18 protein-coding genes are annotated in these 20,747 nt (G+C 62.1%); 14 read left to right on the plus strand and 4 right to left on the minus strand.

Features of this window, described 5'->3' with window-relative positions; translation table 11 throughout:
• Nucleotides 1-450 precede the first annotated feature (450 nt).
• Nucleotides 451-1,455 carry a type I glyceraldehyde-3-phosphate dehydrogenase gene (gene gap / locus FEF15_RS17620; RefSeq protein ID WP_163560503.1) on the plus strand — a complete coding sequence of 335 codons (1,005 nt, stop codon included), beginning with the start codon at nt 451-453 and terminating at the stop codon, nt 1,453-1,455.
• A gap of 183 nt (nt 1,456-1,638) precedes the next feature.
• Here gap and nspC read toward each other — a convergent pair whose 3' ends face one another.
• Together nspC and FEF15_RS17630 are read right to left on the minus strand one after the other, a co-directional pair.
• On the minus strand, nt 1,639-2,796 hold the full coding sequence (nspC, locus tag FEF15_RS17625; protein ID WP_163560504.1) for a carboxynorspermidine decarboxylase: 1,158 nt from the start codon (nt 2,794-2,796) through the stop codon (nt 1,639-1,641).
• Nucleotides 2,797-2,802: 6 nt separating this feature from the next.
• Nucleotides 2,803-4,002, minus strand: coding sequence for a saccharopine dehydrogenase family protein (locus FEF15_RS17630; protein ID WP_163560507.1), 1,200 nt, complete (start codon nt 4,000-4,002; stop codon nt 2,803-2,805).
• A gap of 532 nt (nt 4,003-4,534) precedes the next feature.
• Here FEF15_RS17630 and FEF15_RS17635 point away from each other — a divergent pair.
• The 9 genes from FEF15_RS17635 to FEF15_RS17675 all read left to right on the plus strand — a co-directional run bounded on the left by FEF15_RS17635 (nt 4,535) and on the right by FEF15_RS17675 (nt 14,035).
• On the plus strand, nt 4,535-4,720 hold the full coding sequence (locus FEF15_RS17635; RefSeq protein WP_163560508.1) for an AlpA family phage regulatory protein: 186 nt from the start codon (nt 4,535-4,537) through the stop codon (nt 4,718-4,720).
• 131 nt (nt 4,721-4,851) lie between these two features.
• Nucleotides 4,852-5,052, plus strand: a complete 201-nt coding sequence (locus FEF15_RS17640; protein ID WP_163560510.1) for an AlpA family phage regulatory protein — start codon at nt 4,852-4,854, stop codon at nt 5,050-5,052.
• 77 nt (nt 5,053-5,129) lie between these two features.
• Nucleotides 5,130-6,026, plus strand: coding sequence for a metal-dependent hydrolase (locus FEF15_RS17645; protein ID WP_163560512.1), 897 nt, complete (start codon nt 5,130-5,132; stop codon nt 6,024-6,026).
• A gap of 5 nt (nt 6,027-6,031) precedes the next feature.
• Entirely contained in the window at nt 6,032-6,607 is a 576-nt protein-coding gene (locus FEF15_RS17650; protein WP_205598575.1) for a thermonuclease family protein, read from the plus strand.
• Between the two features lie 233 nt (nt 6,608-6,840).
• Nucleotides 6,841-9,483: a Z1 domain-containing protein gene (locus tag FEF15_RS17655; RefSeq protein ID WP_163560514.1), complete on the plus strand. Its 2,643-nt coding sequence runs from the start codon at nt 6,841-6,843 to the stop codon at nt 9,481-9,483.
• Nucleotides 9,476-10,474, plus strand: coding sequence for a PD-(D/E)XK motif protein (locus tag FEF15_RS17660; protein WP_163560516.1), 999 nt, complete (start codon nt 9,476-9,478; stop codon nt 10,472-10,474). Before FEF15_RS17655 ends, FEF15_RS17660 begins: the two co-directional genes overlap by 8 nt.
• Nucleotides 10,471-12,309, plus strand: a complete 1,839-nt coding sequence (locus FEF15_RS17665) for a hypothetical protein (protein ID WP_163560518.1) — start codon at nt 10,471-10,473, stop codon at nt 12,307-12,309. Before FEF15_RS17660 ends, FEF15_RS17665 begins: the two co-directional genes overlap by 4 nt.
• Nucleotides 12,306-13,214, plus strand: coding sequence for a hypothetical protein (locus tag FEF15_RS17670; RefSeq protein WP_163560521.1), 909 nt, complete (start codon nt 12,306-12,308; stop codon nt 13,212-13,214). Before FEF15_RS17665 ends, FEF15_RS17670 begins: the two co-directional genes overlap by 4 nt.
• A complete protein-coding gene (locus FEF15_RS17675; protein WP_163560522.1) occupies nt 13,211-14,035 on the plus strand; it encodes a DUF6339 family protein in 825 nt (274 codons plus the stop codon). Before FEF15_RS17670 ends, FEF15_RS17675 begins: the two co-directional genes overlap by 4 nt.
• Nucleotides 14,036-14,078: 43 nt before the next feature.
• Here FEF15_RS17675 and FEF15_RS17680 read toward each other — a convergent pair whose 3' ends face one another.
• A complete protein-coding gene (locus tag FEF15_RS17680; protein WP_163560524.1) occupies nt 14,079-15,776 on the minus strand; it encodes a DNA cytosine methyltransferase in 1,698 nt (565 codons plus the stop codon).
• Between the two features lie 45 nt (nt 15,777-15,821).
• On the opposite strand from FEF15_RS17680, the gene FEF15_RS17685 reads away from it, so the two are divergent.
• From FEF15_RS17685 to FEF15_RS17700, 4 genes are all read left to right on the plus strand, one after another.
• Nucleotides 15,822-16,283, plus strand: coding sequence for a very short patch repair endonuclease (locus tag FEF15_RS17685; RefSeq protein WP_163560526.1), 462 nt, complete (start codon nt 15,822-15,824; stop codon nt 16,281-16,283).
• Between the two features lie 193 nt (nt 16,284-16,476).
• Nucleotides 16,477-17,136: an SOS response-associated peptidase gene (locus FEF15_RS17690; protein ID WP_163560528.1), complete on the plus strand. Its 660-nt coding sequence runs from the start codon at nt 16,477-16,479 to the stop codon at nt 17,134-17,136.
• A 251-nt stretch (nt 17,137-17,387) separates the two neighbouring features.
• The gene (locus FEF15_RS17695) at nt 17,388-18,011 is read left to right on the plus strand and encodes a DUF4113 domain-containing protein (protein WP_240454233.1); all 624 of its coding nucleotides are present in this window, start codon (nt 17,388-17,390) and stop codon (nt 18,009-18,011) included.
• 174 nt (nt 18,012-18,185) lie between these two features.
• Entirely contained in the window at nt 18,186-19,205 is a 1,020-nt protein-coding gene (locus FEF15_RS17700; RefSeq protein ID WP_163560530.1) for a Tat pathway signal protein, read from the plus strand.
• 408 nt (nt 19,206-19,613) lie between these two features.
• On the opposite strand, the gene ltrA is transcribed toward FEF15_RS17700, so the two are convergent.
• A partial coding sequence (gene ltrA / locus FEF15_RS17705; RefSeq protein WP_163560532.1) for a group II intron reverse transcriptase/maturase occupies nt 19,614-20,747 on the minus strand: 1,134 nt, incomplete at its 5' end.

A 20,747-nucleotide genomic window follows, 5' to 3' on the forward strand; every position in this document is an offset into this window, starting at 1 on the left:
GACGCCCTCGCGGTCGCTGGCCGGTCCCAGGGTGGCGACGATCTTGGTGCGGCGGATGGGGGTATGGCGTGGCTGGCTCGACATGCGGTGTGCCTCCTGCGGAGTGAAGAACTGCTAGACTACAAGAATAGTCGTCATAAGGTAAGTTTACTACATTGCAGGCCTGCTCCAGGCCCCGCCGGGCTGCCGGGCCAGCCAATGAATCCACTGGAAACCCATTCCGCGCAGTAATGGCTGTTGCGGCGGTGCCGCCGGGGAGCAGCAGCAAAGGACGGCTGATATGTTGTAAAGTTACTAAAAAACCCTTGAGTCCGTGATCGGATTACGTCACATTGTTGTCCTACGCCATGAGCCGCGGGCCACCATGCTGGTTCCCACGCCACGCGCCGGACCTCAGCCAGCCGGCTCTGCCGAGACACTCCAACAAGACGCCACTGGAGGAGAGAGGACATGCCGCTCAAGATTGCTATCAACGGGTTCGGCCGTATCGGCCGCAACGTACTTCGTGCCCTTTACGAAAATAACTACGGTGACCGTGTCCAGGTCGTGGCCATCAACGACCTGGGCGATCCATCCCTCAACGCCCACCTGCTGCGCCATGACACCGTGCATGGTCACTTCCCTTTCCAGGTGGAGCATGACGAGGAGAGCCTGAGCGTGGATGGCAGTCGCATCGCCATCTTCTCGGAGCGCGACCCCTCTGCCCTGCCCTGGCAGTCACTGGGCGTCGACCTGGTCATGGAGTGCACGGGCCTGTTCACCAAGCGCGAGGCGGCGGCCAAGCATATCGAGGCCGGTGCCCAGCGCGTACTGATCTCCGCGCCGAGCCCGGACGCCGACGCCACCGTGGTCTACGGGGTCAACGAGGACGTGCTTACCGCCGAACATCGCGTGGTCTCGAACGCCTCCTGCACCACCAACTGCTTGGCGCCGGTGGCCCAGGCGCTCCACGACGCCGTGGGCATCGAGAACGGTCTGATGACCACGGTGCACGCCTACACCAACGACCAGAACCTCTCCGACGTCTATCACAAGGATCCCTACCGGGCGCGCAGCGCGACGCACTCCATGATCCCCACCAAGACCGGCGCCGCCGCGGCGGTGGGACTGGTGCTGCCGGAGCTCAAGGGCAAGTTCGATGGCCTCGCCGTGCGCGTGCCGGTGATCAACGTCTCGTTGGTGGACCTGACCTTCACGGCCAGTCGCGAGACCACCAAGGAGGAGATCAACGCCATCGTCGACAAGGCGGCGGCGGCCTCGCCGGTGCTGGCAGTCAACGCCCAGCCGCTGGTCTCCATCGACTTCAACCACGACGCCAACTCCTCGACCTTCGACGCCAATCACACCCGGGTGAGCGGTCGCCTGGTGAAGGTCATGGCGTGGTACGACAACGAGTGGGGCTTCTCCAACCGCATGCTGGATACTGCCCTGGCCATGCACGCCGCCAGCCGCTGAATGGGCGTGACTTGACCCCCTGCGGGCAGGGGTAGCCTGAGAACCAACGCCGGGGCGGATTGCCGTCCCGGCGTTCACGTGTCGGCGTGCGACTGGTGGCAAAATCGCCGGGGGGAGGCAAAAGACAACGCCACGACCCCGAGGCCGTGGCGTTTCGTGGCTGCCGTCTGATGAGGCGGCGACTCAGCTCAGCCGCTGCATGTAGTCCACGTAGCCGAAGCTCTTCACCGTGCGCACCGCGCGGCTCGCCTCGTCGACCCGACAGATCGACGGCAGGCGGATGCCGTTGAAGGTGGTGTTCTTGACCATGGTGTAGTGGGCCATGTCGGTGAATACCAGTCGGTCGCCGATGGTCAGCGGCGTGTCGAACGAGTAGCTGTCGATCACGTCGCCGGCGAGACAGGTGGAGCCGCCCAGCCGATAGGTGTGGGCCTTCTCGCCCGGCTTGCCGGCGCCGATGATCTCGGGCCGGTAGGGCATCTCCAGCACGTCCGGCATGTGCGCGGTGGCGGAGGTGTCGAGGATGGCGATGGGGCCGTCATTCTCGACGATATCCAGCACCGAGCAGACTAGGTAGCCGGTGTTGAGCGCGATGGCCTCGCCCGGCTCCAGATAGACCCTGAGGTGCGGGTGGCGCGCCTTGAAGGCGCGGATCACCCGCACCAGCCGCTCCACGTCGTAGTCGGCGCGGGTGATGTGGTGGCCGCCGCCGAAGTTCATCCACTGCATGTTCGCCAGGTAGTGGCCGAACTTCTTCTCGAAGGCCGCCAGGGTCCCCTCGAAGGCGTCGCTGTTCTGCTCGCACAGGGTGTGGAAGTGCAGTCCCTCGAGGCCCTCGAGGTCCTCCGGCTCGAGGTCCACGGCGCGGGTGCCGAGCCGCGAGCCCGGCGCGCAGGGGTCGTAGAGCGGCACCGCGCCGGTGGAGTGTTCCGGATTGACCCGCAGGCCGCAGGAGACCCGGCGCGGCGCCGCCGCGACGGTGTCGCGGAAGCGCTTCCACTGCCCCGGCGAGTTGAAGCTCAGGTGATCGGCGTAGCGTAGCACCACGTCCATCTCCGCATCGCCGAAGGCCGGCGAGTAGACGTGTACCTCGCCGCCGAAGGTCTCGGCGCCGAGGCGGGCCTCGTCCTGGCCGCTGGAGGTGGTTCCCACCAGATACTGGCTCACCAGCGGAAAGGTGTCCCACATGGCGAAGCCCTTCAGCGCCAGCAGGATCTTGGCGCCGCTCGCCGCCTGGACCTGCCCCAGCAGCTCCAAATTCTTGCGCAGCAGGGCGTCGTCCACGACGTAGGCCGGCGACGGGCAGGCGTGAATATCGAAGGGATAAGCCGTGTCTGCCATCGCGGGTCAGGCCAGCGGATCGGAGTCGGGGTCGAGCTCGACCATCTGCCAGGGCAGGCCCATGTCGCCGATGCGCGCCATGAAGGGGTCGGGGTCGAGCTGCTCGACGTTGAACACGCCCTCGCCCTTCCAGATGCCCTCGAGCATCAGCATGGCGCCGGTCACCGCCGGCACGCCGGTGGTGTAGGAGATGGCCTGGGACTTGACCTCTTGAAAGCACTTCTGGTGGTCGCAGATGTTGTAGATGTAGACCTTGCGACGCTTGCCGTCCTTGATGCCGTCGAGGATCACGCCGATGTTGGTCTTGCCCTTGGTGCGCGGGCCCAGCGACGCGGGGTCGGGCAGCACCGCCTTGAGGAACTGCAGCGGGGCGATCGGCTTGCCCTCGAACTCGATCGGCTCGATGCTCGTCATGCCGACGTTCTCGAGCACCTTCAGGTGGGTGATGTACTTCTCGGAGAAGGTCATCCAGAAGCGGATGCGCTTCAGCCCCTTGATGTTCTGAGAGAGGGATTCGAGCTCCTCGTGGTAGAGCAGGTAGAGGTCCTTCTCGCCGATACCGTCGAAGTCGAAGGTGCGCTTCTCGGCCAGCGGCGCGGTCTCCTTCCACTCGCCCTCTTCCCAGTAGCGGCCATTGGAGGTGATCTCGCGGATGTTGATCTCGGGGTTGAAGTTGGTGGCGAAGGGGTAGCCGTGGTCGCCACCGTTGGCATCGAGGATGTCGATGCGGTGGATCTCGTCGAACAGGTTCTTCTGGCCGTAGGCGCAGTAGATGTTGGTCATGCCCGGGTCGAAGCCGCAGCCCAGGGTGGCCATGTTGCCGGCCTTCGCGTAGCGCTCCTGAAAGGCCCACTGCTCCTTGTACTCGAACTTGGCCTCGTCGGGGTGCTCGTAGTTGGCGGTGTCCAGATAGGGCACGCCGGTGCGCAGGCACGCCTCCATGATGGTCAGGTCCTGATAGGGTAGCGCCACGTGGATCAGCACGTCCGGCCGGAACGACTCGATCAGCGCCACCAGCGCCTCGACGTCGTCGGCGTCGACCTGGGCGGTCTGGATGGGACGCTCCAGCTGGGCAGCGATGGCCTGGCACTTCGCCTCGTTGCGGCTGGCCAGCAGGATCTCGCCGAAGACCTCCGGGTGCTGGGCACACTTGTGGGTGACGACACCGCCGACGCCGCCGGCGCCGATAATCAGGACTTTGCTCATGGGTTCGAATCCAGATCGGGTAAAGTGGAAGTGTCTTGACCTCGCCCTGGACCCCGTGGGCCGGCGAGTGGGCGCAGATAATGGCCCCCCCTGAGGCTGGCCGCAAGGGGTTTTCGCGTCAAGGCTAATACGAAAGTCGGGGCAGCCTGGCCAGTGGGGGTATCGCTGGGGCTACAAACGAAAAAAGCACCCGTAGGTGCTTGATTCGTCGACTTGATTGGTGGAGGCGGCGTCCCTCAAAAGCACTCTATAAATATTTGATATATAATAGATATTTCTTGTCTTTAATGAAGTGTACCCCCAAATATACCCCCAATTTTCGCAGCTCGCTGTTCATGCGGCTTGTGGGCCTGAAAAACGCCTTCGAGCGCCTGGGCGAGCGGAGCTGTTTCCCCACCTGCTGCCCTCGAGATGACTGCTGCTGGTCCTCGGTGCAGGCACCTGCAATGGCACCACCTGATCGCCGGCGCGATAGGTATGCCCCTTATGGATGGTAAGGCAATGATGAGCGAACCATCCAGGAGGGAATCATATGGCCAAGCTTCGACAGCATGAGGTGCTCGATCGCTGCGCTATCAGCAGAACCACGCTATATCGGCTCGTCGAGGCCGGTGACTTTCCACCACCGATCAGGCTTGGTGGCCGAACTGTGGTCTGGACTGAGGAGGCAATCGATCAGTGGATCATGCGGCTCATCCGTGAGCAGCGCGGTGAATAGTATGTAGGGCCATTGCCAGCCTGCCGAACATACGCTGTATCTGGCACCAATATACGACGAGTCAGTCATCGCTGTGCCCCTTATAGAGTGTGAGCAAAGAACAGCTCGCCAACGAACTGGGAGGTATAGAGATGAAATTGATCCGCCGTAACGTGGTGCTTGAACGCTGCTCCATCAGCAACACTACTCTGCACCGGCTCATCGAAGCTGGGAAGTTTCCCCCGGCGGTAATGATTACGAGCCGCAGGGTCGCTTGGGTAGAGCATGAAGTGGATGAGTGGATAGCCCAGCGTATCCGCGAGCAGCGTGGCGAGGATCAGAATCGTGAATGAGTAGCCTCCATCTTCGCAGGCTTGTAACCCTCGGCTGGCTGAAAGGCATGCCTATATAGCCAGAGCATTTCATTGCAGTGCTTGCAGCCCTGGCCCTGCTGTTGTGGCCGCTCCTGCCGCGCGGCGTGTGGCTCGCCCTGGTGGCCGGCTACGCCTCGCACCCGGTGATCGACATGACGATCCCGGCGGGCGTGGAGTGGTTCTGGCCGGCGCGGTGGCGCTGTGTGCTGCCCGGCAACGAGCGCTACCGGATACGCGCCATGGGGTGGGGTGAGCTGGCCTTCGCGGTGATCCTCACCGCGGCGACGCTGCCGCTGTTCGGGATGGCCAAGCCGGGCACCGGCAGCGTGATTGCCGCCGCCATCGGCGACATCGCCGCCGCCCGTGCCCGCTACGACGCCGAGAAGGGCGCGCACCGCTGGGCGCTGCGCCTCGAGGGGCGCGACAACCTCACTCTCGCCGACGTGAGCGGCGACTACCCGATCATCGGCCCGTGGAAGGCGTCAGGCTTTCTCGTCGACACAGCGGACGGCCCCCAGACGGTGTGCCTGGGCGGCGAGTGCGGCTGGTACGCCGACAGCGCCGTGGCGGTGAAGGGCGATCCCCAGGCGACCGCCACCCGCCAGATCGACGCCGAGCGCACGTCTCCGGCGGCACTGGCCGCCGCCCTGGCGCCGCTGGAGGCGACGGGCGAGGTCTGCCTGATCGGCAGCCTCACCGCGCGCGGGATCACCGCCCAGGCGCCCACCGTGGCCGTCAGCGGCGACACCGTGAGCCTGACCTACGCCGAGCCGGGGGTGATCGACGGCTGGGGATCGCGCCCGCTGCGCGAATTGCTGCTGACCGTGCAGGTGCGCCATGCGCCGGGTATGACCGTGCCCGAGGTGACGCTGAGCGAGGAAAGGGCGGGCGTGATACCCGCCGAATTGCGCCCCTGGGTGCTGGAAGATGACAGAATCTCTCGTGACAGGTAGAGAAGATGAAGAAAACGCAAGTAAGAACGGCGATCCGGCTGGCGACCCGGCTTATCCGGCGAGGACGGCACAACCGGATGACGCTGTTCTGGGCCGTCGCCGCCATCTCCCTCACCGCTCCCTGGCTGCTGACAGACCTCGGCGGCAGTGGCGCGCCCTGGGCTGGCAGCACTGTCGCCGAAAGGTTGAGCTGCCGCGTGGAGAGCATCTACGACGGCGACACCATGACCGTGCGCTGTGCCGGCCAGGAGGAGAAGTTGCGCCTCCACTGCATCGACGCTCCCGAGATGGGGCAGCAGCCGTGGGGTCGGCGCAGCCGCGACCACCTGCGCCGCATCACCCCGGAACGGGTGGAGATCGTCGCCCGCGACCGCGACCGCTACGGCCGCCTGGTGGGCGAGGTGATGGCCGAGGGGCGCAGCCTCAACCTTGCGATGGTCGATGCGGGGCAGGCGGCGGTGTACGACCGCTACTGCAGCGACGGCCGCTACCCGGCGGTGGAGCGTCAGGCGCGGCAGATGGGGCGGGGCGTGTGGGCGGAGCCGGGGCTGCAGCAGCGGCCGTGGGAGTGGAAGAAGTAGCAGGAAATTATTTTCAAATATTGGGTATAGCTGATGTAGCTCGATCTAACAGTATCACCCTTTTGAAGAGGGGCAGTTTTCGGCTTCAGGTCAACAGGCTGCACCTTGTCATGCGGGTCAAGTTCCATTTAACTTGCACGATGCAGAGAAATCCAGTCAGTGGTCTTTGAATGGGCTTCCCGATCAAGGGAGCGCGCAGCGATTGCGCGTCGTATGGCAAGGAGTGTTCCAGTATGTCGAGTACGCAGGTCGACAGGTTTGTCAGGCAGATTCGGGATAAGCTGCCTGTTTACGGCAATCCCGAGGAGTGTGCTGAAAAGGTCAAAGAAGATGCTGAAGCGATTATTTCACCCTTGCCGGAAACAGTCCTTCAAGACATCAATGCAGCATACCAGGTTGTCAAGGAATCTTTCCGCGAAGTCGAAATCCTTCGACCATCGTCGATCATCAAGCCTCGTGAAGACTGGTATCACGGCCCTCAGCCTCACCACAAGCATTGGCCGGCTCTCGACGGTTACCTGCGTGAGGTGAAGGGCTGGGAGGCCGATGCAGTAGATTCCATCGGCAAGACCTCGAACGAGGTTGTGTCCCTGCTGGGGAACCCTGCCAAGAAGTCTTTCAGGGAACGTGGACTGGTAGTGGGTTATGTCCAGTCCGGAAAGACAGCCAACATGACAGCCGTCATTGCCAAGGCGGTGGATGCTGGCTACAACCTCATTGTCCTTCTGGGCGGGATGACCAACAAGCTCCGAGCGCAGACGCAGCTTCGCCTCGAGAGCGATATTGTGAATCGCCACCGAGAACTTTGGCAGCTCTATACGACCTCCGAAGACGAAGGTGATTTTGTCATCCCAAGGAACGGGTCCTTCACAATGCCCGTTGCTGGACGAGCCCAACTGGCCGTCCTTAAAAAGGTATCTTCTCGGCTTGAACAGTTTCTCAAGACCATCGAGCGTACACCTCCGAAGATTCTTCAGGAGCTGAAGGTTCTGCTGATCGATGACGAGTGCGATCAGGCATCCGTCAATTCTGCCAAGAGCGAGTATGACATGACGACGATCAATGAGTTGATTCGTCGGATCATCCGGAAGCTGCCTTCGGTGTCATATGTCGGCTACACTGCGACTCCCTTCGCGAATGTCTTCATCAATCCTTACCCGCCGGGAAAAGAAGAACTGGACGACCTCTATCCCGAGGATTTCATCACGGCACTTCCCAAGCCGGAATCCTATTTTGGCGCTCGGGAAGTGTTCGGTGACGAGCCTGTTGACCCCGGCGAAGAAGTCGAATCTGGCCATGACATGATTCGCCTTATAACTGACAAGGAGGAGCTCTCCCGACTCCGCGTCGAGAAGGCTTCGGACAAGGACAGTTTCCATCCTTCCGTGACCCATAACCTCGAGCGAGCCATCCTCTGGTTCATCGGCAGTTGCGCGATCCGGCGTCGGCGGGGTCATGCCGATCGTCACATGTCCATGCTCGTTCATACCTCCCCGTGGATCATCCAGCATGATCGAATGGCAGATGCTATCGAGGCCTGGCTGGAAAGACATGGTGACGATTTACGGCATGGCCGGGGTCAGATCTTCGACGACCTTTCCCGGGTGATGAAGGAAGAGCTGGATCGCGTGGAGCCCTACCGGGACATGCATCACATCCGTCCTGAAGCCGAGGAGGTGGTTCCCGAGATCAACGAGGTGCTGGATGCGTTGGATGTTGTCGTGGAGAACGGCGAAAGCGACCGTCGCCTCGACTACACCGGAGATGAGAAGACCTATATCGTGGTGGGCGGTGCCGTGCTCGCTCGTGGTCTGACGCTCGAGGGACTGTCGGTATCATTCTTCCTGCGCACCTCGCGGCAATACGACACCCTGCTGCAGATGGGCAGATGGTTCGGCTATCGTCATGGGTACGAGGATCTGCCCCGCCTGTGGACGACTCCCGACCTCGCAGACAGCTTCCGTCAGCTTGCTCGGGTCGAGGAAGAGATTCGCGAGGATATCGAGAAATACCAGAAACATGATGTCACTCCGAAGGAGTTCGCAGTCAAGGTAAGGTCCATCCCCGGGATGGCCATCACCTCCGCTACCAAGATGCGCCATGCCTATCGGATCGCCATCAGCTTCGCCGGTCGGCACGTGCAGACCATCCGGTTCGATCACAGGGATGATGACACTGTACGTGGCAACTGGAAGGCCGGTGGCCGTCTCATCGATGATATCGGTGTGGCAAAATTCGAGGGCGAAGGCAGCAGGGTTGCCAAGGGTGTTGACGGGGACAAGGTCAGACAGTTCCTGGTCAACTACGACATCGCTTCTTCGCACTTGAGCCTCAAGAAGGCGCACCTGCTTGAGTACATCGACAAGCAGGAGGACCGGATGGTGAGCTGGAATGTCGGTATCATTCTATCTGCAAAGGGCGAGATCTCATCGCATGAACTTGGTGGCCTGGGACAGGTGACGACCGTGAATCGCTCTCGGCTCAAGGATACTCCGGGAGGGTACGCGGACATCAAGGCGCTGATGTCTCGCGGGGACATTCTTATCGATGCTGATAGTCGGCCCGACTCACTCAAGGGCAAGACATGGTCTGAGCTCAAGAAATACAGGCCCGATCTCCCGCTGCTGCTGCTCTATCCCATCAACGCCGAGTCATCACCGGATCCCAAGAACAAGGGAGCCGCCTCGAAGACACGCGAGCCTCTGGATGCTGTCGATGATCTGCTGGGGATTGCCATCGTCTTCCCGGGCGAAGAGCTGACGGCAGGCGACTATTATGCCGTCGAGCTCGACTCGCCGACACCCGAGGATCTGGATGGTGTCGATGAAGTGGAAGTGGTGGATGACATGGATGGAGCGGAGCTGATCAATGAGTGATGAGCACCGTGACCTGTGGAGCGAGCTCAAGGCTTCTGGCAAGGGCGATGGGCGTCTCGAAATCCCGAGTCTGGCAACAGGTGTGGATTCCGGCTACGGCAAGGTCCGCTACTCTCTCGGCGAGAATGGAGAGCGCCGTCTTCTAATCCCGGTCGGGAAGGCAGGATCCGGCAAGGGGGTTGGTGAAACTGGCAGCCTCAAGGTGCACATCAGTCGGCTGAGCCTGGCAGGTAGTAGCCAGCTGTTCATCGACCTGACCTGTACGGATCCCACCCTCGATCAAGTCTTCGGCGAGCTGGTAGACGACATCGTGGCACGCATTGCCGCCGGTACCGAACCTTTCGCGGCTGTCAGGGGAACACTGGAAGATTTCCGCGCGCTGCTGTTCCCGAAGAGGGCAACCGAGGTCAGCACCGATAGCCTGCTTGGGTTGCTCGGTGAGCTGTATGTGCTGTCCCTGCTGGCCGGGCGCGATGCCTGCGCCGTGGAGTGCTGGGTTGGGCCAATGGAGCAGCGTCACGACTTCAGAACCGAGGCCCGGGCCATCGAAGTAAAGACCACACGGCGCTCCGACACGACACACGTGACCATTCACGGCATCGATCAGCTCCTGCCACCCGCAGGCGGTCGGCTGATGCTGCTCAGGGTGACTCTTGAGCCTGCCCCCGATGGCTCGATCCAGCTCGAGGGGCTGTATCGCGAACTGCTAGCAGCCGGCGTCTCTCGTCAGGCACTGCGGGAACGTCTTCAGGAAGTCGGTTGCGAGAATCCACTCGACCCAGCCTGGAATGCCCGCGCCTTCTCCCTGGAGTGCTTGGCTGCATGGGAGGTCACGGAAGGTTTTCCCCGGTTAACTGGTGAAGAGCTCAAGCGTGGAGCATTGGATGCTGGCGTGTCCCGCATCCAGTATGTCGTCGATCTCGCCGCTGCTGATGGCCACCTGATGGACAAGACACAGCTTACCACCTGGTTAGATGAGATGATGGCATGACAAAGATGGAGCTCTACAGCGAACCGTTTGCCAGTACCGGCAATATTGCGGGTGAGGGATTCGGCAATCTCCTCGGCAGGCCAATGTTGGGTATGGTCCAGACCGTGATGCGGGAATCGATCCAGAACAGTATCGATGCGGCCCGTCTCGGTTCAGGGCCTTCCGTGCTGATTCGGATCCGGACCCTCGACCAGGAAGAGCTGGCTGCGCTTCGTGATGATGTGCTGACCCAGTTTCCCGAGGAGCGTGAATCTCGGCGCAAGCTAGAGACATGCCTTGCGGGCTCCTCTGTCCGGGTAATGGAAATCTGCGATTTCAACACGACTGGCCTTGGTGGGCCGTTGAGCGCCGACATACCCGCAGGCAGCGAATCCCCGGACTTCGTCAACTTCGTGCGCAACGTGGGTGTGCCACGAGACACGGACCAGGGCGGTGGCACCTACGGCTACGGCAAGACGGTACTGTATTCGATGAGCGGGTGCGCGACGATCTTGCTGGATACCATGACCAGCCACCGGGGCCTGAAGGAGAGGCGCTTCATAGGCTGCCACCTCGGTGACGCCTTTGACGGCAAGATGCCGGATGGTACCAGGCGCCGCTTTACCGGACGCTACTGGTGGGGTGATTGCCGCCAGGCCGGATCCGTTGATCCCGTGCGGGGTGACTCGGCTGTTGAACTGGCAGGACGGCTAGGCCTGCCGCAGAGAGATGAAGCTGATTCCGGCACCTCGGTGATGATCCTAGATCCACAGTTCGATGACGATGAGGACGATCAAGCCATCTGCGACGATCTGGTGGAGACGCTGCTCTGGAACTTCTGGCCACGGATGATCGCCTCCACATTGGACGAGCGTCGGTTGAACGTCACCATCGAGATCGAAGGTCGCACGCATCCCGTGCCGCGCCCGGAAGACTTTCCCCCGCTGGACCTCTATGCCTCTGCCCTGGAGCAGATACGTCACTCTCCGGAGCAGGCGGAAGCCATTCGCTGCGGGAAGCCAAAGGCAAATCTCGGCAGGCTGGCGTTCAGCAAGGGATTGAGGGGCGAACGCTGGGGGCCCGCCACCAGGGAGAACTCTAGTGTGCCGGCCCAGAATGCTGCCATTGCACTGATGAGACCGGTCGAGCTTGTGGTGCGATACATTGAGGGCACTCACTTTCCCGATGACCGATACGAGTGGGCCGGCGTGTTCGTATGCTCCGACGAGCCCGCAGTGGAACATGCCTATGCCCGTGCCGAGCCGCCGGCGCACGATGACTGGCTCTACGAGAACCTGCCAAAGGGCAACGACAAGACCTGGGTGAAGGTGGGACTGGAGCGACTGCGTGACAGGTCAAGAAACTATGCGATGCCGCACTCGAACATCACGGATGACCAAGAGTCGGGGCCTTCATTGGCCAGGACTGCCACCCTGCTTGGCAAGATGCTGGGCGAGGGTGAAGGGCAGGGTCCCGGTCGAAAGCGCAAAGCCAGAAGCAGCAGTCGCAGCAGAAAACCCAAGGGGCTGTCATCACCGGTCTTCGTGCGCCTGGAAGAGGACGAGGAGGTCGGTACCTGCGCTGTGTTCAGTGCATCGCTGAACTGCCACAGTGACAGTCAGCGGATTGTCGCAGAGCCCTATCTCGTCATGGACGGGGGGCAGACAACCGATGAAGGCCTCGGCAAGGAGTTCGAGGTGTCCGTCCTCGGCATGACCCTGGTGGATACCGGGAAGTCAGTCGACGGTGATGCCATGGAGGTCGGCGAGACCGAGGACACCCTGGAGGTTCGGGTCGCCATGCCTCCCAGTGCTGCGGTCAGTCTCAAGCTGACGCTCGAAGGGGGTGAGGCATGAGTCGACGAATCGCTTTCCCGTTCCTCACGCTTCCCGATCAGGTGGTCAAGATGGGAGAGTGGATGATCGGTGATATCGGTGAACCTCTCTTCCCCTGCAATACCATTCTTGACTTCTGGGACTACGACCGCGATCTGGAAGTGGCCCTGGAGCTCAGTGTCGATCTCCCCGCGGCCTCGGAAGCACTTGATCTTGGAGCCGATGATCTTGAGCTGGTGGCCATGCTCAAGGTGGGTACCGGCAGAGGGACCACTCCCCGCACCATTCTGCACTCCATGCCTGTACCCGTCGACGAGGCCGAGGGGGGAGCCACGCTGACCGCGAAACTGGATGGATTCCGTCTGTCTTCGCGCATGTGGCTCGAGGCGTCTCTGGTTCTGGCCGCTGAGCCGGGTAGTCCCGGAAGGCTCAGTCCGCGTCAGCCTGGAGCTCGACTGTGGAGTTCGTCGCTCAATGTGCTTCTGGAAGACGGTGGCGATTCTCGCCTGCCGATGGAGGCCGTGTCCTTCAGCCAGATCTTCAAGGACAGGCGGCACGAGGATGCTCTCTGGTACCTGGACTGGCGGCCCAATGCGTGGGATTCGGACTTTGCCGGGAACGTGCGGCTCTATCTGAACAAGGACCGTGAGACCTTCCTGCAGAAGGTGCTGGCCGGTGACCCCTTCCATCTTCACATGATCATGGCCGACGTGATGCTGCAGCTGGTCTCTGCCTACATCAGCTCGGAGGCCAGCGATTCACCCCATGACCACGGTGAGGGCTCTCTAGCCCGCCAGTCACACGACTGGCTGGCTCTGGCCTTCCCGGGGCTTTCCACCCATGCAGCACGGACGCTTCTGCATGACAAGCCGGGAGAGTTCCACGCTGCCATCCACGCCGCTGCCGAAGTCGAGGAAGAAGCATGAGTCGTGTCTATCTGTTGCCCCGTATCAAGAAGTTCAATGTCGACAAGCAGATAGAGTACATGCGAGAGACGGGTTTCAGTCCTGGCTATGCCCATCTTCGTGATGACCCGTACCTGTACTATGCGTCAAGCGGGGGCAGTCCCGACGATGCCCGTGTCGAGGACCTGGTGGACAGGATCAGGGAGGAAGCACGTCGGAAGGGCTTTCCGGCCAGCGCCGGCCGATCGGCACTGTCGGAATTCGACTCACGAGTGACGATGCTCCTTGCCCAGGAAGATTGGTTGAACACCGGTGAAGTCCTTCGGGATGACACCTGGGCTTATCTGACGACAATGCTGCTCCCTGATGTCGTGGCCTGGCGGTTCCCCGGTTGCAACCCGGAGCGCTTCCATGGCGGCGTCCGCAACACCCTTCAGCGGCTCTGGATGAGGGGGGTGGTGCTCGACCGTGGCTCGGAAGCCGATAATCGCTGGGAACTGGTTGAACGTCTGGGCGAAGATGCCTTGGTGCAGATCTTCGAACGCAGCGGCCTCTCCAACAATCCACGCCTCGCTCATCAGTTTGCCGAGGGCTACCTGTCCTGGCTCGACAATGTGGGAAAGGCCAGGATTGAAGACATCATGCGCGATGCAATGAAGGTGCTGCTTCTGCGTAACAAGATCATCGACCTGTCCTTCCAGGATGACAGTGTTCTACACCAGGAAGTCTGGCAGGCATTCCGGACAGCATGGGAGAGTCACAGGAGGGGCGGGGAGAATGTGCAGGATATCGAGAAGAAGCGAAAAAGGTTTCTTGGCGGGCTTATGTTCTGGAGACGGTGAAGCAGAATTTGAGACATGCCGGGCATGAACCCGGCATATTGGCTCAGGCCTGCATTGCCTGAGCCTGCTCCACTTCTTTTTCCTGTGCCCGGTCCAGAACTTCCATCACCTTGACGGCAATGCGCCGAGCGAGAAGGGGGGGCACGGCATTTCCCACCTGAACGTACTGCTCGGTGCGGTTCCCCTCGAAGTAGTAGTCATCAGGAAATGTCTGCAGCCGAGCTGCTTCTCGCACAGTCAGGCTTCTGCACTGTCTCGGATCGTAATGGATGAAATAGTGCCCATCCTTGGAAATGTGACTGGTGATCGTCTTGGATGGTTGTCCTTCGAGCACCACCTTGAACCTGTCGGCAAATTTGCCGGACTTCCAGTTGGCATGCTCGGGGGCGAGGGATTCGAGATAGATTTCCTTGGTGCCGATCGGCGAATGTTTCACGACCTTGGCAAAGGTCGCGCAGTAGAGGTATCTGGCCAGATCCTCTTCCATGTGGCTCCTGGCCTCATGGTTGTACCACAGCCCGTTCACGTTTGGACTCTGAGCTCCGTGGTACCACTTCTCGAGTTCTGTCGTTGGGCCGACAGGCCTGGGTTCCGCCTTGGGTTCGTGGCGTCTGTTAAGCCCTTTGTGCGGCCCCTTGGCAATCTCGAGGAGCTCTGCTGCAATACGCTTTCTTACGTCCTGCTTGATGTGCTCGCTGTGGTGCCGTTGCAGCTCTTCCGCGACCTTGGTGGCCACTCGTCTGATGGCTGCATACCATGCCTCGTCGGAATCATGACGGCTCAACCCGCTGCGAAGTGGCGGCAGCTCGGCAAGCACCTGCGCGACCGTCAGCTGTCTGTCGTCATCGGTTCTCGGCATCTGCAGGCTGCTGGCCATGGCCGGGGCGCCGACACGAGTGACAATGTCATCTCGGACCCCGACCAGGATGACTCGATGACGAGCCTGGGGTATGCCGTGTTCCTCGGCCTTGATCACGAAGGAGTTGTATTCGTCCTCCTCGAGTGGGTCGGGGGAGTCGAAAAGCCCTGTGGTTCTCGGGAAGTAAACACGGTCGTCCTCGAGAGAGAAGATCGTGTAGCCATCACTGCTGGGGACAGAGCTTTCCGGCCCCTCGGGTCCGGTAGCCTTGGCAGGATGGCGCAGGTCCTCCAGTATCTGCCCGAAGATCCTGTCCTTGCCGACCCTTGACGTCAGCATGCCTCTGACGTTCTCCATGACAAAGACAGCCGGCCGGAACTTGGCGATCACGTTCAGGTATTCTCGATACAGGAAGTGCCGCTTGTCTTCTTCAGGGCGATAATGCTTGTTACCACGGTTGCGGACTCGACCAACGACCGAATAGGCTTGGCAGGGCGGTCCCCCGATCAGCACCCAGTTGTCGCAGCCTGTCAACTCTTCCCGGAGACGGCCCTCCAGGGATCGGTTGCCATCTTCGCTTCCCAGCTCGAGGCAAAGCGCCTCTTCACTGGCCTGCTCCCACAGGTGCTGCACGTCTGCACGCTCTGAAGGGTGCTCGCCTCCCTGCAGGTAGTCATAGTACGCTGACATCCCCATGCCACTGTCATGCAGCAGCCGGTAGAACGCGCGCAGCGTCAGCGTGCGGTGGGCGGCGGGCTCCCTTTCCACGGACACGAGTGTCTGGAATTGACGACTGCCGTCGGGCCTCCGGATCGAGCTGAAGCCTTCGCCCAGGCCGCCCGGCCCGGCAAAGAGGTCAACCACGTGAATCGGCTTCGTCATCAATGAAAACCTGCAGTTCGTTCATGGAAAGTAGGGGCAATCAGCATGCCCGATGTTGTCGATAGCTCGACCCGCTCGCGCATGATGCGGGCGATAAAGGGCCGTGACACCCATCCCGAAATCACCCTGCGCAAGTACCTCCACGCCCAGGGATATCGGTTCCGGCTTCACCGCAAGGATCTGCCGGGGTCACCTGATCTCGTCCTGCCGCGTCATCACCTGGCCATCTTCGTGCATGGATGCTTCTGGCACCGGCACGCTGGCTGCTTCTACGCCACGACACCCGGCACCAGGACAGCATTCTGGGAGGCCAAGTTCGAGGCAAATGTCCGGCGCGACCAAGAGGCATGCGAGAATCTGAAGCAGCTGGGATGGCGTGTCCTCGTGGTCTGGGAATGCGGTTTCAAGCACTGCCGTGAGCAGTTGTCCGACATTCCGGAGCTGATCCAGACTGTCAATCTGTATCAGGAGTGGCCATCCCGCCCACCAAGGCTTCGCCCTGCCTAGCCTTGCAGTCCACCGAGAAGGAGACCCTAAACGGTCGCTACTGTCTCTGGCCGGCGTATGATACCAGGTTATCCTTGTGGGACTAGGATTACCAGGTCCGATAATGGCACTTGCAAGCACATGGGAACAGTAACTGCGGCGTGGCCCCATCTGCTTGCAGACAAGGTCCCTCGGGCAGGGAGGTAGATCATTCATGTGCGGCCGCTTCGCCCTCTACGCCGATCCTGTCGCCGTCGCCCGCGCGCTCCGGCTGCCTCCGCCGCCGGACGCCTGGACGCCGCGCTACAACGTCGCCCCCGGCACCTGGATTACCGGCGTGCGCAGCCCCGATCCCGATGCCGAGCCGTGCTTCGACAGCCTGTGGTGGGGCTACCGGCCGCACTGGGCGGGCGAGGGCGGCCCGGCGCCGATCAACGCCCGCGCCGAAAAGCTCGACACCAGCCGCTACTTCCGCGGCGCATTCCACAAGCACCGCTGCCTGATCCCGGCCAGCGGCTGGTACGAGTGGCAGCCGGGTGAGGCCGGCAAGCAACCGTACTTCTTCGCCTGTGAGGACGGCGCGCCGCTGTTCCTCGCCGCCATCTGGGAGCCGTTCGACGATGACACCGCCTGCTGCGCCATCATCACCGAGCCGGCGCGCGGCCCCGCCGAGCCCATCCACAACCGCATGCCCCTGGTGCTTTCTGACGACAGCCTCGACGCCTGGCTCGACCCGGCACTGACCGAGCGCGACGCAATCCGTGCCGCCGTGCATCACCTCGACGCCGATGCCCTCACCGCCTGGCCGGTGTCGAAGCGCGTCAATCGCGTCGCCAACGAGGGCGCCGACCTGGTCGAGCCCCTGTGTACCTGATGTCACCTCGAATCGACCATGACACACCGCGTTGTCGGCTGAAGCAGAAGACGCTCAGCTGAGGGTCACGAGTGGATCAAAACTAATGACCACTAGTAGGGGGCACTTCTGATGGCCATTGGCAGGGTGTAGCCAAGCGGAGAGCAGAATGTGAAACGCCGACCCACTGGGGCGGCGTTTCACCCTAACGGCCAGCGAACCGAATCGCTGCGCGAGAGGCCGACCCCAGGCAGATTCGCCGCCGCTTCTCGGTGGTCGCCGAGCGCATCGTCTGGGAGCTGCGCGGCCGGCCCGCCATCGAGCTCGACGACATGACCGCGCCGCGGAAGCAGATCATGGTGTCGCGCAGCTTTGGCCGCCTGACCGGCGATCCCGCCGACCTGCGCGAGGCCACGCGGCAGCACGCCGCCCGCGCCGGGGAGAAGCTGCGCCGCCAGGGCAGCGTGCCCAGCGCCGTCATGGTCTTCGTGCGCACCAACCCCTTCCTGACCGACGCGCCGCAGTACCGCAACAGCGCCGTGGTGCCGCTGCCCCGCCCCACCGACGACAGCCGCGCGATTCTCGCCGCGGCCCAGCGCGGCCTTGCCGCCATCTTCCGTTCGGGGTACCGATACCAGAAGTGCGGCGTGATGCTGCTCGATCTCACCGCCGACGCCTGCCGTCAGCTCTCGCTCGACGAGACCCCGCAGACCGAAGCCGAGCGGCAGCGCAGCCGACGTCTCATGGCCACCGTGGACAAGCTCAACCGCGAGCTGGGCCGGGACACCGTGCGCCTCGGTCTGCCGCGCCAGGGCAACGCCTGGGCGCTACGCTGTGAGAGCAGGACGCCAAGATACACGACGCGATGGGAGGAGCTCGTCAGGGTGTCGTCGTGACAGAACAGGGACTGCGGCTTGCCGGGGGAGTGGCGTGGAAGGCGAGATGTGATCGCCTGGTGGGCGATGCCCGGCATTGGAGTGACAGAGTGGGGACGCGGGCGATGATACAAGGTCACCACGTCGCGGTGATGGATGAGATCTGCGCATTTCTGAGGCAAATCGGAGACGCCGATGAACTATGACCAGGCGGTGGCGAGCATCTGGCGGCACTCCGAAGGGGGGCTGCCGCAGAAGTCCGCCCGGCTCAAGGAACTCGTTCGCTACGCCACCCTGGCACCTTCCGGGCACAACACCCAGTGCTGGCGGTTCCGGGTGGCCGATGAAGCCATTGGCATTCTGCCCGACCTCTCGCGGCGGACCCCGGTCGTCGATCCGGACGATCATCACCTGTACGTGTCGCTGGGATGCGCTGCCGAGAACCTGAGTCTGGCAGCCCGGGCATTCGGCCTGTCGGGCGATGTGGCGTTCAAGCCCGAGGGAGAAGGGGAGGTCGTCATCACCCTGGATGACTGTACGGCGGAGGCCTCCCCTCTCTTCGAGGCCATCCCGGAACGGCAGTGCACGCGCACCGAATATGACGGCACCTCGCTTGGCTTCGAGGAACTGCGCCGGCTGGAAGCGGCGGGAACCGGGCGTGGGGTATCCGTCATCCTGCTGACCGAGCGCAGGGACATCGAGAAGGTGCTTGAGCATGTCCTTCAGGGCAACACCCTGCAGGTCAACAACCAGGCTTTTCGCCAGGAACTCGAGACCTGGATTCGCTTCGGCGATCGCGAAGCGGTCAAGGCGGGGGATGGACTCTCGGCTCGGGTGATGGGCAGCCCATCGACCCCGCATTGGCTGGGGCGCTGGCTGTTTCGCGCCCTGTTTCGCGAACGCGCCGAGAATGCCAAGGTAGCTCGCCGGATTCGCAGCTCCGCGGGGGTTGCCGTATTCGTGTCGGATGCCGATGACCGGGCGCATTGGGTGGAAGCCGGGCGCTGCTATCAACGCTTCGCCTTGAAGGCCACGGCACTCGGCATCCGGAATGCGTTCGTCAACCAGCCAGTCGAGGAAGGGAGTGTCCGTCCGGCATTTGCCCAGGCGTTGGGTCTGGGTGGCGGGCGCCCCGATCTGGTGGTGCGATTCGGGCGGGGCAAGGCGATGCCGCGCTCCCTTCGACGGCCCGTGGAGCAGGTCTTGATCGAGTAGGCAGCTACGGCAGTGGTGGTATAGCGCCTGGGTAGTGCCGTAACTCCGGGCGCCTCGGCCTGCCGCGCCCCGGCAACGCCTGGGCGCTGCGCTGCGAGCGGTGAACGCAGAGGTACACGACAAGGTGGGCGGAGCTGGCTATGGTGAGGACATAAGGTAGTAGCAGAATCAGAAATTATACGGGATCGCACGGGTGAACTGGTTGGAGCACTTATGGAGCTGAAGAAAGCTGATGACATCTTGGGAATGTCTGTTGGGCAATCAATAACAAAGCGTAATCTTTATGATTTGATCCAATATTCGAAGGTTAAAGGGGTCGGGTAGACCGGGCGATTGCTCGTCCCGGCCCCCCTCAGATCCGGGCATGCGCGATTGACGCACCCGGCTCCTCAACCATCAGTTTCGCTATCAGGCAAAACGGTGAATGATCCTGGCGCGCGGTAACGGGAGAATCGACAGCAGCTGCGCTGCCTTTTCCCACGAGAACCATCCCTTCTGCGAGCGCCTCCTGAGCCACTTGATCCAGATACGCCGGACCGTGTTGACGAAGCGCTGCAGAGCTTCGATGTTGTTCGTGATCCCGTAGTACGCGTAATGCCCAGTGACCTTTCGACAGAGCTGACGGTGCTGTTCTCGCAGCAGCCGGTGACGGTTGGCTCGGCACCATAGCGAGATTCGCTTGAGGCCGCGCTTGTACCGATCCTTGGCCGTTTTCTGCTTGATGATCAGTCGACCGCGCCTGGACTTCCCCCAGTAGTAGGTGAACCCCAGGAAGTCGAAGGTCTCGGCACGCTGCTCCCGATGCGGACGGAACCGCACCAGCCGAGTCTTGGTCGGGTGCAGAGTGAGGCCGAAGCGCGCGAAGCGCTTGGGCAGCACCTCCAACACCATGCGGGCATCGGCTTCATTGCTGAACGCCAGGATAGCGTCATCGGCGAACCTCACCGAGAACGCTCGTCCTCGCAGCCGCGGCTTGACATCTTTCTCAAACCACTCGTCCAGCACATAGTGTAGGTAGACATTCGCCAGCAAGGGGGAAATTACCCCGCCCTGCGGGCTGCCGACTTCTCCCTTCTGCCACTGCCCGGCCTCCAATACTCCGGCCTTGAGCCACTTGCCGATCAGGCGAAGGATCACCCCGTCCTTCACTCGTTGCTGCAGAAACGCTCGCAGGTACTGGTGGTCGATCGTGTCGAAGAAGGCCTGGATGTCCAGGTCGATGACCCAGGCGCCTCCCATCGACATCAGGCTGTTCCTCACCGTCTCAACGGCCTGGTGCGCCGAGCGCCCTGGCCGGAATCCGTACGAACAGTCCAAAAAGTCGTGCTCGTAGAGCGGCTCCAGCAGGGCCACCACGGCACGCTGCAGGACCTTGTCTTCGAAGGTAGGGATGCCGATCGGCCGTGTGGTGCGCCCATCACCCTTGGGGATATGAACGCGCCGCACCGGCGGCGCCCGATAGCGACCACTCTTGGCCCCCTCCAGCAGGCGCTGGATGTTGGCCTCGAAGTCGCTCGCGAAGTCGTCCGCCGTCTGGCCGTC

This window comes from Halomonas sp. NO4 (assembly GCF_010994375.1).
Classification (GTDB): domain Bacteria; phylum Pseudomonadota; class Gammaproteobacteria; order Pseudomonadales; family Halomonadaceae; genus Halomonas.

Excerpts from the sequence above, each read along its gene's own strand:
- gap (WP_163560503.1), top strand. The coding sequence starts at position 451 with ATGCCGCTCAAGATTGCTATCAACGGGTTCGGCCGTATCGGCCGCAAC.
- nspC (WP_163560504.1), bottom strand. The coding sequence starts at position 2,796 with ATGGCAGACACGGCTTATCCCTTCGATATTCACGCCTGCCCGTCGCCG.
- FEF15_RS17630 (WP_163560507.1), bottom strand. The coding sequence starts at position 4,002 with ATGAGCAAAGTCCTGATTATCGGCGCCGGCGGCGTCGGCGGTGTCGTC.
- FEF15_RS17635 (WP_163560508.1), top strand. The coding sequence starts at position 4,535 with ATGGCCAAGCTTCGACAGCATGAGGTGCTCGATCGCTGCGCTATCAGC.
- FEF15_RS17640 (WP_163560510.1), top strand. The coding sequence starts at position 4,852 with ATGAAATTGATCCGCCGTAACGTGGTGCTTGAACGCTGCTCCATCAGC.
- FEF15_RS17650 (WP_205598575.1), top strand. The coding sequence starts at position 6,032 with ATGAAGAAAACGCAAGTAAGAACGGCGATCCGGCTGGCGACCCGGCTT.
- FEF15_RS17655 (WP_163560514.1), top strand. The coding sequence starts at position 6,841 with ATGTCGAGTACGCAGGTCGACAGGTTTGTCAGGCAGATTCGGGATAAG.
- FEF15_RS17660 (WP_163560516.1), top strand. The coding sequence starts at position 9,476 with ATGAGTGATGAGCACCGTGACCTGTGGAGCGAGCTCAAGGCTTCTGGC.
- FEF15_RS17665 (WP_163560518.1), top strand. The coding sequence starts at position 10,471 with ATGACAAAGATGGAGCTCTACAGCGAACCGTTTGCCAGTACCGGCAAT.
- FEF15_RS17670 (WP_163560521.1), top strand. The coding sequence starts at position 12,306 with ATGAGTCGACGAATCGCTTTCCCGTTCCTCACGCTTCCCGATCAGGTG.
- FEF15_RS17675 (WP_163560522.1), top strand. The coding sequence starts at position 13,211 with ATGAGTCGTGTCTATCTGTTGCCCCGTATCAAGAAGTTCAATGTCGAC.
- FEF15_RS17680 (WP_163560524.1), bottom strand. The coding sequence starts at position 15,776 with ATGACGAAGCCGATTCACGTGGTTGACCTCTTTGCCGGGCCGGGCGGC.
- FEF15_RS17685 (WP_163560526.1), top strand. The coding sequence starts at position 15,822 with ATGCCCGATGTTGTCGATAGCTCGACCCGCTCGCGCATGATGCGGGCG.
- FEF15_RS17690 (WP_163560528.1), top strand. The coding sequence starts at position 16,477 with ATGTGCGGCCGCTTCGCCCTCTACGCCGATCCTGTCGCCGTCGCCCGC.
- FEF15_RS17700 (WP_163560530.1), top strand. The coding sequence starts at position 18,186 with ATGAACTATGACCAGGCGGTGGCGAGCATCTGGCGGCACTCCGAAGGG.